Origin of the sequence: Pseudomonas sp. DY-1 (assembly GCF_003626975.1) — a bacterium.
In the GTDB taxonomy this organism is placed as follows: domain Bacteria; phylum Pseudomonadota; class Gammaproteobacteria; order Pseudomonadales; family Pseudomonadaceae; genus Metapseudomonas.
In genome coordinates this window covers 1960889-1978798 of the sequence record NZ_CP032616.1, presented here as the reverse complement: position 1 = coordinate 1978798, position 17910 = coordinate 1960889, and the positions used below count along the sequence as shown (strand labels likewise).

The following is a 17910-nucleotide window of genomic DNA, read 5'->3' as shown; positions in this document are numbered from 1 at the left end:
GTCCTCCGAAACGCTCTCCGTCGTTGCTTCCAGCCAGCTCCGGCTGTCCGGCGTTTGTCGTGGGCGGTCGGCCTGCCCCCGCTTGCGCCTAGGCAAAGTGCCACTACCTAGCTATGTTCATCCTCACAGGGACGGTATTTCCACACCCAGATTCGAGAAGTGAGCATGCAGTCGCTTGCGACGGAAAAACTGAACCTGTCGGCTTTGCTGTCCGGCCGCCCCCTGGTGTGGCTGGTTTGCCTGCTGGCCGTATTCGGCGGTGCTGCGCTCACCCTCCTGCTCAGTCAGGCAGTGCGCAGCGCCGAAGAGGAACAGCTGCGAGAGCGCTTCAGCCTCGCTGCCACCGAGCGAATCAGCCGCATTCAAGAGCGTCTGGACGGTCAACTCAAGGAGTTGGATGCTGTCCAGCGTTTCTTCGGCAATTCCGATGAAGTCACCCTCAGCGAATTCCAGGGCTTCGTCGGTCCGCTGTTGGGCGACACGCTTGCCTACTCCTGGGTACCTCGAATTGTCGGGGGCGAGCGCGAGAGCTTCGAATCCAAGGGGCGGGCGGAAGGTATGACCGGTTTCGCCATACGTGACCTGAAGGGCGACGGCCTCGTACCCAGCCCGACACGCGACGAATACTTCCCGGTATATTACAGCGTGACGTCGCGCATCGACCAGGTGCCGCTGGGGATGGACCTGAATTCCAGTCCACAGCGACGAGCCGCCATCGCCAAGGCGCGTAAGACGCACAGCGTGACCGTCACTGAGCGGTTGCGGGTGATGGGTGTCGTGGAGCGCGAAGCCAGCGGCGTGGTCATGCTGGCGCCGGTGTATGACGGCAATCTGCCGAAGGACTCCGGCCTGCGCGGCTTCGTGGCATCGGTGGTCAGCCTCAACCTGGAGATGGAAGCGGCTATCGCGCCGGACAACCTGGCGAACCTGGCGATGCGGGTGAGCGACGTTAGTGAGGATGGCCGTGAACAGCTGATCTACCAGAGCGCCGAGGTGCCCGAGAGCGACTTGTACCTGCGCCGCGTGGTGCCGTTTGGCGACCGCCGGTATCTGTTGGAAGTGGTGCCGAGTGCTGCCTTCCTGGCCGGGCCGCCGCTCTCTACCGCCAAGCTGGTAGCGATCAGCGGCCTGGCGTTCACCCTGCTGCTGGCGGGCTATCTCCTGCTGATGGTCAACCAGCGGCAGAACGCCCTGGCCCTTGTGGCACAGCGCACGATGGAGCTACGCGACCGGGAGATCGAGCTGCAGCTAAGCGAAGAACGCTGGAGCTTCGCCCTGGATGGCGCCGGGCACGGAGTCTGGGATTGGGAGCCGCAGAGTGGGCGAATATTTCTCTCTCGCGGCTGGAAGAGCATGCTCGGTTATGCCGAGGAGGATGTAGGCGACAGCCTGGAGGCGCGAGCTCGCCTGATCCACCCCCAGGACCAGCCTCAGGCGCGGGCAGAGCTGGAACGGCACCTGCGAGGTGCCAGCACCGTCTACCAGAGCCAACATCGCATGCTGCACAAGGACGGTCGCTGGCTCTGGATACTGGATCGGGGCAAGGTGGTCGATCGGGACGCCGCCGGCATGCCCCTGCGGATGATCGGCACCCAGACCGACATCAGTTCCAGCAAGGCGGTGGAACTCCAGCTGGCCATGGCTCACGGGCAGTTGCGCAGCCTGCTCAATGCCGCGACGCAGGTGGCCATCATCAGTACCGACATGCGCGGTTCCATCCTCCAGTTCAACGTCGGCGCCGAGCGCATGTTCGGTTATCGCGCGCTGGAGATGATTGGCCGGCATCCGGTGGTGCTGCATGTCGAAAGCGAAGTGGAAGCGCGCTGCCGCGAGCTGGGACGACAACTCGGCAAGCCGGTTCCCGACTACCAGGCCTATGTGGAAGAGGTGACTGCTGGCGACCGCTACGACGAGCACGAGTGGACATTCCAGCGCCGCGATGGCAGCCGGCTGACTTGTAGCCTGATCCTGACCGGCGTACGTGACGAACGCGATGTGCTGGTGGGCTACCTCGGCGTGGCAATCGATGTGACCGAACGCAAGCATGTACAGCAGGCGCTGGAGGCGCGCGATCGTCTGCTGGAGAAACTCAGCGCACGCGTACCCGGTGTGCTCTATCAGTTCCGCATGGAGCCGGGCGAGCATTTCAGCTTTCCCTACACCAGCGCTGGAATCCTCGAAGTCTTCGAAGTCGAATCGGAAAGGGTACGGGACGATGCGATGTGGCTGTTGGAGCGCATTCATCCTGATGACCTTGAACGGGTCCAGGGTTCGATCCGGCGTTCAGCGGCAGCCCTCGCACCATGGCGCGAAGACTTCCGGGTGTTGTTGCCGCGCAAGGGCCTGCGTTGGCTGCGGGGGGAATCGGTACCCGAGCGTGGCGAGGATGGTGTTTTCCTGTGGCACGGCTACATCACCGACATCACTGGCCTCAAGCTGGTGGAGCAGGAGTTGCGCGCGCTCTCGGTCACCGACGCCCTGACGGGTGTCTATAACCGGCGTTACTTCCAGGAGCGGCTGGACCTGGAAATCGCCAGGGCCGAACGCCGCGAAGGTCCGCTGGCGCTTGTGATGCTCGATGTCGACCACTTCAAGCAGATCAACGATTGCCATGGGCACGAGGCCGGTGACCGGGTACTCAAGACCCTGTGCATGCGGGTTGGCGAGCGTCTGCGACGCATCGACGTGCTCTGCCGGCTGGGTGGCGAGGAGTTCGTCGTGCTCTGCCCGGATACGAATGTCGACCAGGCCTTCCAGGTGGCCCAGGCACTGTGGCAGGCGCTGTCACGGGAGAACGTAGCGGGCGTGGGGCCGGTAACGGCCAGTTTCGGGTGCGCCGGCTGGCGTGAAGGGGAGACTGCGGATGACTTGCTGCGGCGGGTTGATGCTGCGGTGTACGCGGCCAAGGAGGCAGGGCGCAATCGGATCCAGATAGCCGACTGACGAGTTGGCCGCCCGAGTGGGCGGCCATTCGGAGTTCAGTTGGCGCCAGCGACGCTCTTGGGCTGGCGATAGAGGTCCACCAGCACCTGATCGAGGATCGCCGAGGCGCCCCACGGGCGCGCATCGTTGAGGATGGCGACCACTGCCCAGGTATGGCCGTTGCTGTCTCGGCTGAAGCCGGCGATTGCACGCACGGTGTTCAGCGTGCCCGTCTTGATATGAGCTTCACCTTCCAGGGCCGTGCGGCGCAGGCGCTTGCGCATGGTGCCGTCCATCGCTACCAGCGGCAGCGACGAGATGAACTCGGCGGCATAGGGGCTCTGCCAGGCGGCCTGGAGGATAGTGGCCATTTCGCGCGCACTGACCCGCTCATGGCGGGACAGGCCGGAGCCGTTCTCCATTACCAGGTGGGGGGCGGTGATGCCCTTTTTCGCCAGCCAGTTGCGGACCACCCGCTGCGCGGCCTTGGCATCGTCGCCATCGGCGTCGGTGCGATAGCGCGCGCCGATGCTGAGGAACAGCTGCTGGGCCATGGTGTTGTTGCTGTACTTGTTGATGTCACGAATGATCTCAACGAGGTCCGGAGAGAAGGAGCGTGCCAGCAGCTTGGCGTCCTTGGGAACGTCGCCTTGGCGATCCTTGCCGTTGATGCTGCCGCCCAGCTCCTTCCAGAACGCACGTACGGCGCCTGCCGCGTAGCCCGGATGGTCGAGCAGGGACATGTACGTCTGCGCGCTGCAGCCTTCCGGCAGCTTGCCGCTGGCGATCAGGGTGGTGCCATCGAACTGGGTCACCGGGTTGTAACGCACATCGGGCCAGGAGGGGCACTTGGCGGCCTTGGTCACCTGCAGTTTGTTCTCGATGCGGATGCTCTCGATCGGAGGCTCCATGGCCAGGTTGACCTTGCCGCCCTCGGCGCGGGCGATCAGGCGCACCGCCTTGAGGTTGACCAGCAGCGAGTCGGGGCCGACCAGGAAGGGCTTGTTGTCGTCACCGCCATCATCATTGAAGGCGGGTAGCTGCGGGTGGATGAAGTAGCCGCGATCCAGCACCAGGTCGCCGGTGACCTGGCGCACGCCGTTGGCGCGCAAGTCGCGCATCATCAGCCAGAGCTTTTCCATGTTCAGCTTGGGATCGCCGCCACCCTTGAGGTAGAGGTTGCCGTTCAGCACGCCATCCTTCAGCGTTCCGTCGGTGAAGAATTCGGTCTTCCACTGATAGGTGGGGCCGAGCAGCTCCAGGGCGGCATAGGTGGTAATCAGCTTCATGGTGGAGGCCGGATTCACCGACACATCGGCGTTGACCAGAGTCTGCGCGCCCGGGCCGGTAAGCGGCAGGGTCACCAGGGACAGCGAGTTGGAGGAGATCTTGTTGGCGGTCAGCGCCTTCTGCACCTTGGCAGGCAGGCTGGTGTTCACCTGTGCGGCGGAGGCAGGTAGCGCACAGGGCAGGATCAGGGCAGCAAATGCAAGGGTACGAATGGATTTGAACATTAAAGATTGCCCTCCTGGCGAGGGCGGGTAACAAAAATGGATGACATGGCAACTGTTCCCATGAGGGGGCGGGAAATCGGCGCATTATGCCGTAACCCTGTCCCGACTGTGCGAGTTCGCTACTCATTTCGTCAGCCAGTGCAATCACATACGCGCAGCGGGCGGGCAAGTTGCGACGGAAGCTGCTAGAGTGCCGCCCGTCATTTATGCCGAGGATCTGCCTTATGGCCACCAATCGCTCCCGCCGCCTGCGCAAGAAGCTTTGCGTCGATGAATTCCAGGAACTGGGTTTCGAACTCACCTTCAACTACAAGGAGGGCCTGGATCTGGAAGCGGTTTCGGCATTCTTCGAGCGTTTCATCGACGAAGCGGTCGAGGGCAATGGTCTGGGCTTCATCGGTTCCGAAGACTACGGTTTCGTTTGCCTTGGCAAGCGTGGTTCGGTAACCGCCGAGCAGCGTGACCTGGTCGAAGCCTGGCTGAAGAAGGGCCACGCTGAGCTGGCCGGCTCCACTGTCAGCCCGCTGATCGACGTGTGGTACCCGGAAAATCCCGTCAACGCCTGATTGGGTTGAAGGATGGAAAAAGGGCGCCTGGTGGCGCCCTTTTTTTGTTTTCTGCGAATTGCTGCACGGGCGATTTCAATCACCAGGCAGACCACCGATCTGCAGGGGCTTCATCTGGGGGCAGCTTCGCTGCCTTGTCGAATGAACTCGCGGCGTGTGCCGCCCGATCAAGCCAGCCCTGCTTTCGTCAACACGTCCGTCTCGTCCACTTGGTCGATCTGTTCCGGCTTCAGGAAGCGCTGCGCATAGTCCATGTAGACCCCGGAGCGGATGAACAGGCCGAACAGGTCGGGGTCGATGTGGGCATTGCGGCACATGCCGATCATGATGCCCAGCGCTTCGGAGAGAGTCTTGCCCTTCTTGTAGGGGCGGTCTACGGCCGTCAGCGCCTCGAAGATATCGGCGATCGCCATCATACGTGCCGGCAGGCTCATCTCTTCGCGGGTCAGGCGTTTCGGATAGCCAGTCCCATCCATCTTCTCGTGGTGCCCGCCAGCGATCTCCGCGACGTTCGCGAGATGGGCAGGGAAGGGCAGGTGATTGAGCATCAGGATGGTTTGCACGATGTGGTGATTGATGATGTAGCGCTCCTCCTCGGTCAGCGTGCCACGTCCAACGGAAAGGTTGTGCAGCTCGCCACGATTGAATTTGTGTGCAGGCACCTGCAGCTTGAAACCCCAGGGATTGTCAGGGGGAAGCAGCTCACTGGCAGGGCGCTCGATCACGTGGTCGGGGCGGTCGGCCAGGAGATTCTCTTCCACCGGCAGCGGCTGCGGCGGGGTTCGGGCCAGGCGCTGGGCCTCCTCCCAGGACACGCCCAGACGATTGTCCAGAGTGCGCGTCCAGGTGCGTGCGGCGATGTTCTTCAAGCGTGCCTGGTCCGCATCCGCCATGGCTTCGCCGCCCAGGTTGCAGCGGGCGATGAAGGCGAAGTCATCGTCCAGCGCGACCAGTTCGTCATCGCGTAGCCGTACTTGCCCGGCCTCCTCGGCGCCTTGGGCGATCGCCTGCCAGTAGCGCACCCAGGCGTCACGCTTGAGCACCTCGAAGCGGGTGCGGATCTCATGGATGCGATCGTTCAGGGTTTCCAGCTTGGTGGCCTTGTCCACGACGTATTCCGGGGTCGTGACTTTGCCGCAGTCATGCAGCCAGGCGGCAATATGCAGCGCTTCCCATTCTTCATCCGTGGGGTTGAACCCGCGGAATGGTGTCTCGTTGCTGGCGGCGGCGGCGCGCGCCAGCATAAGCGTGATTTCAGGCACTCGCTGACAGTGTCCGCCGGTGTAAGGGCTCTTGGCGTCAATGGCGCCGGCCATCAGTTGGATGAATGCATCCAGCAACTGCTTCTGCTTCTCCAGCAGCCGCTGGCTTTCAATGCACAGCGCGGCGACACCGGAGATGGCTTCGACGAAGGCGATGCGCTCCGGCCTGAGGATGGCGGGGCGCGACTCCTTGCCCGTGTCGCGGTGCAGCAGGACCAACACGCCGATGGTGACACCCTGGCGGTTGTGCAGGCCGGTGCTGACCAGATGTACGCGAGGGCTTTCCAAGGTTTTCAGCAGGTCACGGTAGGCGCCGGCCTGGTCATAGCCGAAGGAGCAAACCTGGCTCGGGCCGCCGTGGGATGGAAGGTCCAGCCAGTGCGGCAGGGCCGGGCTCTCAAGGCCGAAGCCACGAATACCGTGTGATTCCAGATCCTGCTCCTGATCGTTGAGGAACAGACCGTGAGGCTCCAGGCGGCCCTTCTGGTTGTCGATCAGATAGATCAGCCCGCCGGAGGCTTCGCTGATGTCGACAGTTTCGTCGAGGACGCGTCGCAGCAAATTGTCGAAGCGGGTTTCGGCCGATAGGCTGGAGGCGATTTCCAGGAAACTGGAAATGGTTTCTTTCATTCGCGCCGTGGCGACCGCCAATTGGTCGACTTCCAGGATCGGCGAGCGGCCCATGGCGGGCAGGCTGAAGTTGAAGCTGCGAATGGCTTCGGCCTGGGTGACCAGGGCTCGCAACGGTTCGACCACAACGCGCGAGAGCAGGATACCGAGCGGGATGCACAGCAGCAGGATGGCCAGGGTCAGCATCGCGCTCTGCCAGCGGATGCGATAGGCATCATCCAGCAGTTCGTCCTCAGGAGCGAGAACTGCCAGCTGAAGGCCTTTCGGACCGCCCTCCTTGAGGTGCTGGCGGGCGAGGACCCAGCGTCGGTCACCGATCTCCAGGCTGGTGCGCAGGGCATCCTGGCCGGAAAGGCCGATCAGCGCCGCGAGCGGGGGACTGAAATCCTTCACTTCACCCAGCTCGGGCGCGCCGTTGAGACGCCTGACCAGTTTGCTGGTGTCGGGATAGGCCACGGCGCGGCCGTCAGGCTGGTAAAGCACCACCTCGGTGGAGGGGGTGACTCGGTGATTGGCCAGGGTGGCGGACAGGTCTTCTAGGGTCAGGTCGGCACCTATCACCGCGTCGCCGCCGCTGGGGCGGGCCAACGTAGTGCCGACAGCACCGCTGGAGAAAAACACGTAGGGTGCCGTGGTGATCGCACCATCCTGTTCCAGGGCACGGTAGTACCAGGGCCGGCCACGAGGGTCATAGCGTTCGTTGAGCTCCTCGCGGCTGGTGATCTGGTTGAGCTGGTCGTCGAAGAAGAAAGTCAGCGAGCGCGCCGTGGACTGGTTGTCTCGCTCGATGCTCCACACCTGGAAGGCTGCAGTCGGCGGTGCTTTGAACGCTTTCTTCAGGGTTTCGCTGCGCAGGTGGCGGACCATGAAGAAGTCGCCATCGTCATAGCCGAGATACAGCGATGCGAGTTTGGGGTTGTCCTTCAATGCCTGGGTCAGGGGTTTGAGCAGGGCATTGAGGCGATCTGTGCTGTCCAGAGACTGGTCTGTGTCGCTCAGGGCCAGCAGGTTGAGCAGATGGTGGATCGGCTGGTAGGTGTGCTGCAGATCGGTTTCCACCTCCGCGCTGATGCGGTCGAAAAGCTCATCGCTGCTGGACAGAATGATCTGGCTGGTCTGGCGGTAATTGAACAGGCCAAGGACCACTCCGGTGATAAGCAGCAGCAGGGTAAAGAGCGCACTGATGTGGACGTGCAACGGAAAGCGACGCTCAGCGAACTTTTGCGGCATTGCGGAAGCTCCTCGAGCCCTGTCCCTGGTGGCCTACAGCAGCATAGATGAGGCTCGTTGCGCGCGTCGTGCAAACTGCCATGAAGGGCAAAATTGTCAGCTACAGAAGGGGAGGTGCCGGGAAACTGCGAAAGCCCGGCGCTCCCGATTGCACCCGGGGCCATGGATTTGGCGATCACCGGGCGGGAACCGAACTGTCTTTCCTATCGAAATTGGCCCGCAGCTGTAGGACAGGACGCAAGCTAAGGTAGGTCCTGTCCTGAATGGCGCGACCGGTGCCGTTCAGGGGTCGACAGTGCAACGAGCTTCTCTATCTTGGCAGCCACCAAACCGCGCCAAGGGGGCGATGCTGTGAGCAAACTGGTCAATCTGGACGATTTCCTCGAGCCGGGAAGCGAGTCCGCCTACAAGGTAATGATCGTCGACGATCACCCGGTGATCCGCCTCGCCGTCAGGCTTTTACTGGACCGCGAAGGCTACGCGGTAGTGGCAGAAACGGACAACGGCGTTGATGCAATCGCGCTCGCGCGGGAGCACCAGCCAGACATGGTGATACTCGATATCGGCATTCCAAAGCTCGGCGGTCTGGACGTCATTGCCCGGCTCCACGCCTTGGACCTGCCCTTGAGGGTGCTGGTACTGACCGGACAGAACCCCAATCACTACGCCACGCGATGCATGCAGGCAGGTGCGGCGGGTTTCGTCTGCAAGGAGGGCGATCTCGCCGAGGTCACCGCGGCGGTTCGGGCGGTCCTTTCCGGCTACAGCTACTTCCCGAGCGATGTGATCAAGTCCGGCAAACGGCAGATCGGGTTGCCCGATGAAGTCGAGATGATCGGCCGCCTTTCCGATCGGGAGTTGGTGGTGCTCAAGTTTCTCGCCAATGGTCTCAGCAACAAGGAGATTGCCGAGGAGATGTTCATCAGCAACAAGACCGTCAGTACCTACAAGACGCGCCTGTTGCTCAAGCTCAACGCCCGGACGTTGATTGAGCTGGTGGAGTTCGCCAACCGCAACACCCTGATCTGACGCATTCATGCGCTTAATCTACCTGCTGGCAGGCCTCCTGCTCGGAGGCTCGCTCCTGCCCTCGATCAGCCTTGGCGACGATAATCTTTCCCTGGAACTGTTGGGGCGGTCCGAATCCAGCAGCCTGGTAGTGTCCATGACAGAGGATGACCAGCGCTGGTTGAAGGAAAAGCGCGTGTTGCGGATCGGCACCAACGAACCCGATTTTCCTCCCTTCGATATCACGGCGAGCGGCCAGGACTACGAAGGGGTGACTGCGGACTTCTTGCGGCTGATCACCCAGGCCCTCGGGGTCAAGGCCGAGGTATTGCGTTTCCCTGACCGCGAGGCGGCTCGCGAGGCGCTGCGCAACGGGAAGGTCGACCTCCTGGGCAACAGCATGGAAGGTGACGCTGCCAGTCCTGGCCTGATCCAGAGCATCCCTTACATGCATCATCAGCCGGTGATGGTGACGCGCATAGATGATCGTCGTGCGGCCAGCGGCAATCTTCGCGACTTGCGCCTCGCCTATTCAGCGGAGGGGCCGAGCCTGGAAATGCTCCGCCAGCTCTACCCCGATGCGCGTCTTATCCAGCACAGCTCGGTGCGCAGAGCCTTGCAGTCAGTCGCATTCGATCAGAGCGATGTTTTCATCGGCGACGCCGTCGCTGCCAACTACCTGATCAGGCAGGGCTACCTCATCAACCTGCGCATGACGAACTTTGCCGGATTCGACGGTGTTGGCGTCTGCTTCTCCATGGCCAAGGGTAACGAGCGGCTGCAGCGAATTTTCGACAGCGCCATCGCCGGGATCCCGGATGCCGCTCGCGTAGGTATTGCGAAGCGTTGGGGCGGCGGTGCGGGGATGTTCCTGGACAACCTTCGTCCCCAACTTACCGAACGCGAGTTGCGCTGGATGGCGCAGCATAATCCCGCACGGCTGGTGGTCGATGAAACCTTCGAGCCGCTGACCTTCTTCAGCCGGCAGGGCCGCTTCCGTGGGATCGTGCCGGATCTCCTGGAGTTGATCCGGCAGAGGACCGGCCTGGAGTTCGAAGTCAGCGCCAGGTCCACCGCCAGGGATATGCTCGCGGACTTGCGGGAAGGGCGCGTCGACATGGCCGCCACGCTGTTCTCCACACCCGAGCGCAGCCAGTTCCTTGGCTTCACCCGACCGTACTACAGCACCAGCAGCGTTCTGGTGGTAAGGGCTTCGGATAGCGCTCCGCAAGGGCTTGGGGAGCTAAATGGGCGCACCCTGGTGGTTCCTGCCGGGCATTCGCTGATCCCGTACATTCGCGAGAACTACCCCAAGCTAGAGCTGCGAGAAGTCGAAACCGGCATCGAGGGTCTCGCGAACGTCGCGGAGGGCAAGGCCGATGCAGCGGTGCATGCTATGGCGTCGTCCACCTTCCTTATCAATCGATACTATCCCGGGCAACTCCGGATCGCCGACACCATCGGCCGTGATCCGGGCCGCTTCGCCTTTTCGGTATCTCGTGATGCGCCCGAACTGCAAAGCATCCTCGAGAAGGCGTTGTTGTCCGTATCTCCAGATGAGCTGGGCAGCATCATCAACCGCTGGTATACCAAGGCCGAAGAGCCTGCGAGCAGCTGGATCGAGTACCGGGCGCGGCTCTACCAGATCGGCTTCGCTTTTCTGCTGGTGGCGATAGTGTTCGCTTCATGGGCGCTGTATCTGCGTCGTCAGGTGTGGCGGCGTGAGCGGGAGGAACGTCGCCTCAACGACCAGTTGGCATTCAAGCGATCACTTATCGATGGGATTCCCTTTCCCCTATCAGTGCGCGGTCTCGACGGCTGTACCATCACCTGCAACCGCAGTTTCATCGACGCCATTGGTTTACCACGCGCGGCACTGATTGGTCTGCGTCTGACGGAAGTGCCTGGCCTCGAGGCAGACGCCGTAAAAGAGCTCGAGGTGCTGGAAGGGCTGAGTCGGCTCGCGTTGGAAAATGGCGAGGCGCTGTTCCGCGACTATCAGCTGCACTTGGGCGGCATTCCCCTGGAAGTTTCGTACTGGGCCATTCCCTATCGCGATGCCCTGCAGAGGATTCGCGGCCTGATCTGCGGCTGGGTGGATATCACCGAGCGCAATCGCCTCATGGATGAACTGCGCCAGGCCAAGGAGCAGGCTGAATCCGCCAACGTTGCGAAGAGTCGCTTCCTCGCCACCATGAGCCACGAAATCCGCACCCCGTTGAATGCCATCATCGGCATGCTCGAGCTTGCCTTGAAGCGTGAACGTCTCGATCGGGAGGCGATTCTGGTGGCGCGAGAGTCGGCTGATTCCCTGCTGGCGCTGATCGGCGACATTCTCGACATAGCCAAGATCGAGTCCGGGCGCATGACTCTGGAGCCACGTCGCGAGTCCCCCCGCGCACTGATCGAATCCGTGGTCCGCGTGTTTGATGGATTGGCACGGCAGAAGGGCCTGCGACTGTCATTGGCGCTGGACCTCCAGTCCCGGGACGATGTGATGGTGGATGCTTCCTGCTTCAAGCAGATCTTGTCGAATCTGATCAGCAATGCGATCAAGTTCACCGACAAGGGCACGGTTCGCGTTCGTCTGCAGGCCTGCTGCAAAGCTGATGAGCATCTGCAACTGACCGTGATAGTGGAAGATAGTGGCATCGGTATCGCCGAAGAGGACCAGCAGCGCCTGTTCCAACCGTTTACCCAACTGGCCGGCGGCGTGGGTGCGGGGCAAGGCGGCACTGGCTTGGGCTTGAGCATCTGCCGGCGACTGGTGAAGTTGATGGAGGGAAGCATCGAACTACGCAGCCAGCTGGGTGTTGGCACGTGTGTTTCCATGAGTTTCTGTCTGCCACGTCTGACCCCGCTGCCACCAGTGGCGGAGCTGGATGGTGTCCGGGAACTGCCTCCGGGGGCTTTTCGCGTGCTGGTGGTGGACGATCACCCGGTCAACCGAATGATGCTGGTACAGCAACTGGAGCTCCTGGGGCAGTTTGCCGAACAGGCCGAGGATGGCGAAAAGGCCCTGGCTGCCTGGAGTGCTTCGGATTTCGACCTCGTCATTACCGACTGCAATATGCCGGTAACGGATGGCTATGAACTGACTCGATGCATTCGCGAAAGGGAGCGCGCGCGAGGCGTGCATCCCGGACTGATCATCGGTCTCACTGCCAACGCCCAGCCGGAAGAACTGGCGCGTTGCCGCGAAGCTGGCATGGACGATTGCCTGTTCAAGCCCATTGGCCTGGAAGGTCTGCAGCGCTATCTCCAGAGTCTGCTACCCAAGGGCGAACCATGTAGCGATGATCAGCCCGTCCGCCTGGACCTTGGTCTGCTGGAGCGCGCAGCGGGCGGCTCGCCGGAAGTGACCCGCATGCTGCTGCAGGAGTTGCACCGCGCCAACGAGGCTGACGTCGAGGAGATGGAGAACCTTCTGCAGGCTGAGCGCTGGAACGAGCTGGAGCGCCTGGTGCACAGGGTCAAGGGCGCAGTGGAGTTGATCGGTGCCGAACCGCTATTGGCCCTTTGCATGGCCTACAGCCGAGCCCATGACAACGGCGCCGAGCACGCCGAGCTGCTGCACCTGGCCCGTGCGGTGTGCAAGAACCTGGGCCGCGTCCAGGGCGAGTTGGAGTGTCTCCTGCAGGAGTGACGACCGGGGCTACTCGCCCTGACGTGCCATTTCCATTGAAGGTGCTGGTGCGGTTCCCCAGTGCAGACGAGCACGAAAGGCGAGGTAGGCGACCAGCATCGCAAGCCCGGCACCCAGCAGGGAGTTGTACAGGCGCAGTTCGGGGAGATGCCAGTCGCGGGACAGGCTCTCCGCCAGCAGCACGAAGCACACGGTAGTCTGCACCACGAACAGTCCGTAATGCTGGGCGATGAACGCCCGGCTGAAAAATATCAATGGCAGCAGGCAGGCTACCAGCAGGGCAGGGCTCTGCAACCAGCTCCCCACCCCGATCAGGATCAATGCGCCCACGAGGCTTCCCACGCAACGTTGGATGCCACGTTGCAGGCTACCGTTGAGGTCCATCTGGATCGTAGTCAGCACCGTCAACGTCAACCAGTAGCCACGCGGCAATCCGCTCAGGTTCACCGCTAGCCCGGCAAGTGCGCCGGCAAGGCTGCAGGCCAGGGCGTGTATGAACCAGAGGCGATGGGACATGCGTTGCGCAAGGCGACGCGCCACCTTGGCGAGGTTGCCTGGGCTGGGTAGCAGTGGCCACAGTCGCAGCCCGTGATAGGCCCGCAGCGCGAACGCCAGCAACATTACCCACAATCCCCCTATGGCGAACAGCGCGCCCACTGCCATGCCATTGTTCAGGTTGCCGAGACCCGCCTGGCCCTGGCCGAGGCAGAGGCACACAGCGAGCCCGGCTCCCAGCTTGCCAAGCTCGTTGCCGAAACGTTGCAGAGCGGCCATCAGGAGCCCCATCAGGGCGAAGCTGAACAGACTCAGCAGCGGATGGCTGGCCACCCAGAAACCCATCCCCGCGGCGAGCGCTCCCAATCCGGTAAGCAGCGTCATGCGCAGCATGCCCAAACGGTGCAAGGGGTTGGCCAGCGAAGCCTGGAAGGCTCCAGTGGCAGCCCAGAGAAATCCTGTGTGACTGGTGAACAGGCCCAGCACCAGAGGCAATCCACAGCCCAGTCCCGCCATCAGGGCGGGTCCCCACGCTGGTGCGCCAGCGTGCCAGTGCAGGCTCTGTTTGAGCAACGTACGCATCAAGCGTCTCCTGAGGGCGCTGGGTCAGGTCGGACTGGATCGGCCGGTCATTTCTCGGGCCATTTCGGTTGCGTAGCTGTCGGTCATCCCGGCAATGAAGTCGATCATTCGGATGAAGGCCTGATACAGCGGCCAGGAGGGGTCAGGTGCATTGTTGCCGAGCAGGTCGAGGATGCGTTGATTCTTGAATGACGGCGTGCGCCCGCCATGTTGCTCCAGCGCGGCGCCACAGAACGCGTTGAGGAGGATTTCCAGCGTCGTATAGGCGCCGATTTCGTGGAGTGTCTTGCGCTTGTCCTGGAAGATTTTCTCGCGGGCGATGGCCTTGGCGCGGAGCACGCAACGCTTGGCCGCGCCGTGCATGTGTTCCACCAGGTCGCCTTGCAAGGTGCCGGCGAGCAAGGCGTCCTGCTGTTCGACGAAGGCGCGCGCGGCGGCATTGGTCAGGTGTTCGATCGCCTTGCCGCGCAGGATGGCCAGTTTGCGCCGACGGGAATCCTTTGGTCCGAGCTGACGATAGGTCTCCGGCAAGTCGTCGCCCACCAGGCCCAGCAGCAGGGATTCGACTTCCGCATAGTCCAGCAGCTCCATCTCAAGACCGTCTTCCAGGTCGATCAGGCCGTAGCAGATGTCGTCCGCAGCCTCCATCAGGTAAACCAGTGGATGGCGAGCCCAGCGATGTTGGTCGAGGCGCGGCAACTCCAGCTTGGCTGCGATCTGCTCCAGCAGCGGCAGCTCACTTTGGTAGCAGCCGAACTTGTGCTTCTTGTAGCCCAGTGCCTCGGCGTGGCGCGAAGTCCAGGGGTACTTGATGTAGGTGCCGAGAGTGGCGTAGGTCAGGCGCATGCCGCCGTCGAATTGGTGATACTCCAGCTGGGTCAGCACGCGCATGCCCTGGGCGTTGCCCTCGAAGCTGAGGAAATCAGCTCGCTCGGCTTCGCTCATGGCGTCCAGCCAGCCCCGCGCCGCCGCCTGTTCGAACCAGTGGCGAATGGCGTCTTCTCCGGAATGGCCAAAAGGCGGGTTGCCGATGTCATGGGCCAGGCAGGCCGACTGGACGATGACGCCGAGGTCCGACGGCTCGCACCATGTCGGCAGTGAATCTCGCAGGGTCTCGCCGACGCGCATGCCCAGGGAGCGCCCCACGCAACTTACTTCCAGCGAATGGGTAAGGCGTGTGTGGATATGATCGTTGCTGGAGACCGGATGCACCTGGGTCTTGCGTCCGAGGCGGCGGAAGGCGCCGGAAAAGACGATGCGGTCGTGGTCTTTGTGGAAGGGGCTACGGCCCAGCTCATCGGTGCTGTGCACCGGTTTACCAAGGCGTTCGCGGGTGAGCAGGGTCTGCCAGTCCAAGGCCTGTCCTCGCCGTTCTGTGGCCGAAGATCCTACTCTACCCCAAGCGATTACCGGCGACTCAGTCCATTGCCAGGCCGGCGGCATCCACATCCACCAGCAGGAGACGGCGGCCGTTGTCGATGAACTGTCCGGCCGTCAGGCAGTACTGGTTGGTGGTGGCGTCACGGTAGGTCGTGGACAGGGTCAGACGGCGCTCTTCCCAGCCTTCGGCCAGAAGTTGATAGAAGTAGGGCCGCCAGGACCAGTTGTGACCCCGGTAGCTCGCGTCCTCCTGCCAACCACCAGGCTCCCAATGCAGATTGGGAGTGATCTGTGTGCCATTACGATCGCATTGGTAGATGCGCAGCAACCAGGGGTAACCCTCCGGGCTGGCCAGGCTCGACGCCGGCGCTCCGCTTTCGGCCCAGTCACGTAGCCGTGCCATCAGTTGGTTGAGGCTGCGGCGCAGCCTCATGAGACGTGCGCGTTCGGCCAGCTTGCTCTGTACGTAGCGGTCGCGGAGCAGGGCGAAGCGCTGGACGAAGGCATCTTCCTCGAAGAACTCCAGGTGCGGCGCGGCAAACAAGTAGCCCTGCACGTAGCGGGCGCCGCACTCCAGGGCGAAGTCCAGTTCGGCTTCCGTCTCCACGCCTTCGGCGATGATCCAGCAGCCGGTCTTTTCGGCCATTTGCGCAAGTGCCTTCACCACTTCACCGCTGGGCCCGCCACGGGCGGCGGCCTGGAACAGACGCATGTCGAGTTTGAGAATGTCCGGTTGCAACGCCAACACCCGATCAAGCTGGGAATATCCGGCGCCGAAATCGTCGATGGCAATTCGCGCGCCGGCCTCGCGATAGCGTGCCACCACGTCCGCCAGGCGCTGGCTGGCGCCGCCAAACTCGGTGATCTCGAAAACGATGCGTTCGGCCGGGACGCCGAAGCGCTGCAGTTGCTTGAGGCTGGGCAAGGGTTGGCCCGGACGCAGACGGCTAATCCAGCGCGGCGAGATGTTCAAACTGAGGAACCAGTCTGGCGGGGCCTCATGCAGGCGCCGCAAAGCGTCTTCCCGCAGCTGCCGGTCGAGCCGGCGCAGAGCAGCCGGCGAGATTCTGGTATCAACGAACAGCGGTCCGACCGACTGCAGGCTGCCGTCCGGCTGGCGCAATCGCCCCAGGGCCTCGACGCCGGCGATTAGCCCTGTAGCAGTATCGATGAAGGGCTGGAAGCAGGCGAGCGGTTGCCCATCGATCACGGTGACTCCTTAGTGGACGGCCAGGGGGCGGCGCGGTGCGCAGGGTGTTGCCCATTTCAGGTGCGACGGGCCGCTCACCCGTAGCAAGAATGTGGCCAGTTGCCTTCCCCGGCTGGTGTATTACCCCGGCCCGCTTCGCGGCGGGTTCTTCAACAGGGCCAGCAACAACGGGTATAGCGCGCTGCCCAGGCGCAGGCCGCGCCTCAGGCTGCCTTTGCGGGCGGCGAAAAAACCCAGGACAGCCACCGCCGCCATGCCCCAAAGCGGGGCGTGAGGGATGTCCAGCTGGCGGGTGAACTCACGTGCCTGGCGCAATGGCTGAGTCAGCAGCAGGGATTCGTGGCGCAGTTCCTGGCGCTGCATTTCAAGGCGTAGGCGTACCAATGCCTTGCGCATGTCACGACGGGATGCATTGCGGGGCAGTTCCGGCAGGCTCATGGCAACAGGCGCTCCCGGTCACGGGCCAATTCTTCGAGCGTTGCGCTGAAGGGCGATTCTTCGTCGTCTATCGCTGTCCGCAGGCGCACGCCACAGTAAAGCGTGGCGAGCAGGTAGAAGAGGCAGAGTCCTCCGAGCGCTTCCAGGCGCCAGTTTTCCCAAAGCAGCACGATCAACAGGCCCGAAAGCCCGATCAGCAGCAGCAAGGCGAAAATCAGCGTCAACCCCCCGAGCAGCAGCAGGTGGAGGCTGCTGGCCTTTTGTTCCTGCAGTTCTATCCCGAACAGCTCCACATGGCTGTGCAACAGGTTGAGCATGGAGGCGCTCAGGCGTCTTGGCGAGGGACCGCGTTCCGCCTCCTGGGCGGAAGGGTTTTCGTCGCTCATGGTCAGCGCCTTGCAGCCAGCAGGCCGAGCAGAAAGCCGATGCCGGCGGCGAGGCCGACGCTCTGCCAGGGATGTTCCTGTACGTAGTCTTCGGTGGCCTGGACGGCGGCTTCGCTGCGTTCGCGCAGGTTTTTCTCGGTATCGCGGAGGGTTTCGCGGGCGCGTTTGAGGCTTTCGTGGATCTGCAGGCGAAGCTCATCTGCTTGTTCGCCTGCCAGGCTGGCGGTGTCCTGCAGCAGCTTCTCAGTATCGCTGACAAGGGTCTGGAAGTCGGCCAGCAATTCGTCCTGGGTAGTTGTGGCGGTCTTACGGGGCATGTCGATTCTCCTTGTAGGACTCAATGCCTAAGAGTAGGTGCCTTCGGCCAAGGTTCATCCGGAATTTCCAATCGGATTGCTGGTATAGCGCTTGCATCGGGCTGGTGCGCGGTTGTGGCGAAATGCTCCGCATCGGGGCGGCCTGGAAGGCTCGTCGATACGCGGAGCAAGCGCACAACCTCATGAAAATCAAAGAGAAACGCAGTCAGGAAGAATTCCTGCGCTGGCCTGCCTGCACCAAGTCTGGATCGTGGTTGGATCCGTGGCGGTGCAGCACGGCTTCAGGATGGTGCGCAGAAATCCCTGCTTGAACTGCTTTGGTGC

12 protein-coding genes are annotated in these 17910 nt (G+C 62.6%); 4 read left to right on the top strand and 8 right to left on the bottom strand.

The window, feature by feature from the left end; genetic code table 11:
* Window positions 1-165 precede the first annotated feature (165 nt).
* Complete coding sequence (locus D6Z43_RS09535) at window positions 166-2943, top strand: diguanylate cyclase (RefSeq protein WP_120651709.1); 2778 nt, start codon at window positions 166-168, stop codon at window positions 2941-2943.
* A gap of 35 nt (window positions 2944-2978) precedes the next feature.
* Here D6Z43_RS09535 and dacB read toward each other — a convergent pair whose 3' ends face one another.
* Window positions 2979-4436: a D-alanyl-D-alanine carboxypeptidase/D-alanyl-D-alanine-endopeptidase gene (gene dacB, locus D6Z43_RS09530; protein ID WP_120651708.1), complete on the bottom strand. Its 1458-nt coding sequence runs from the start codon at window positions 4434-4436 to the stop codon at window positions 2979-2981.
* 224 nt (window positions 4437-4660) lie between these two features.
* On the opposite strand from dacB, the gene D6Z43_RS09525 reads away from it, so the two are divergent.
* Window positions 4661-5002, top strand: a complete 342-nt coding sequence (locus D6Z43_RS09525; protein ID WP_120651707.1) for a YggL family protein — start codon at window positions 4661-4663, stop codon at window positions 5000-5002.
* A 167-nt stretch (window positions 5003-5169) separates the two neighbouring features.
* Here D6Z43_RS09525 and D6Z43_RS09520 read toward each other — a convergent pair whose 3' ends face one another.
* Window positions 5170-8124, bottom strand: coding sequence for an HD domain-containing phosphohydrolase (locus D6Z43_RS09520; protein ID WP_120651706.1), 2955 nt, complete (start codon window positions 8122-8124; stop codon window positions 5170-5172).
* 414 nt (window positions 8125-8538) lie between these two features.
* On the opposite strand from D6Z43_RS09520, the gene D6Z43_RS09515 reads away from it, so the two are divergent.
* Window positions 8539-9153: a response regulator transcription factor gene (locus D6Z43_RS09515; protein ID WP_178123561.1), complete on the top strand. Its 615-nt coding sequence runs from the start codon at window positions 8539-8541 to the stop codon at window positions 9151-9153.
* Window positions 9154-9160: 7 nt separating this feature from the next.
* Window positions 9161-12778 carry a transporter substrate-binding domain-containing protein gene (locus tag D6Z43_RS09510; protein WP_120651705.1) on the top strand — a complete coding sequence of 1206 codons (3618 nt, stop codon included), beginning with the start codon at window positions 9161-9163 and terminating at the stop codon, window positions 12776-12778.
* Window positions 12779-12787: 9 nt separating this feature from the next.
* Here D6Z43_RS09510 and D6Z43_RS09505 read toward each other — a convergent pair whose 3' ends face one another.
* The 6 genes from D6Z43_RS09505 to D6Z43_RS09480 all read right to left on the bottom strand — a co-directional run bounded on the left by D6Z43_RS09505 (window position 12788) and on the right by D6Z43_RS09480 (window position 17586).
* Window positions 12788-13855, bottom strand: a complete 1068-nt coding sequence (locus D6Z43_RS09505) for an FUSC family protein (RefSeq protein WP_120651704.1) — start codon at window positions 13853-13855, stop codon at window positions 12788-12790.
* Between the two features lie 24 nt (window positions 13856-13879).
* Window positions 13880-15211 carry a deoxyguanosinetriphosphate triphosphohydrolase gene (locus D6Z43_RS09500; protein ID WP_120651703.1) on the bottom strand — a complete coding sequence of 444 codons (1332 nt, stop codon included), beginning with the start codon at window positions 15209-15211 and terminating at the stop codon, window positions 13880-13882.
* Window positions 15212-15272: 61 nt separating this feature from the next.
* Window positions 15273-16445 (bottom strand): EAL domain-containing protein, encoded by a 1173-nt coding sequence (locus D6Z43_RS09495; protein WP_120651702.1) that lies wholly within the window; start codon window positions 16443-16445, stop codon window positions 15273-15275.
* Window positions 16446-16565: 120 nt separating this feature from the next.
* Window positions 16566-16883 (bottom strand): hypothetical protein, encoded by a 318-nt coding sequence (locus D6Z43_RS09490; protein WP_120651701.1) that lies wholly within the window; start codon window positions 16881-16883, stop codon window positions 16566-16568.
* The gene (locus tag D6Z43_RS09485; protein WP_120651700.1) at window positions 16880-17269 is read right to left on the bottom strand and encodes a phage holin family protein; all 390 of its coding nucleotides are present in this window, start codon (window positions 17267-17269) and stop codon (window positions 16880-16882) included. Before D6Z43_RS09485 ends, D6Z43_RS09490 begins: the two co-directional genes overlap by 4 nt.
* A 2-nt stretch (window positions 17270-17271) precedes the next feature.
* Complete coding sequence (locus D6Z43_RS09480; protein ID WP_120651699.1) at window positions 17272-17586, bottom strand: YqjD family protein; 315 nt, start codon at window positions 17584-17586, stop codon at window positions 17272-17274.
* Between the last annotated feature and the right edge of the window lie 324 nt (window positions 17587-17910).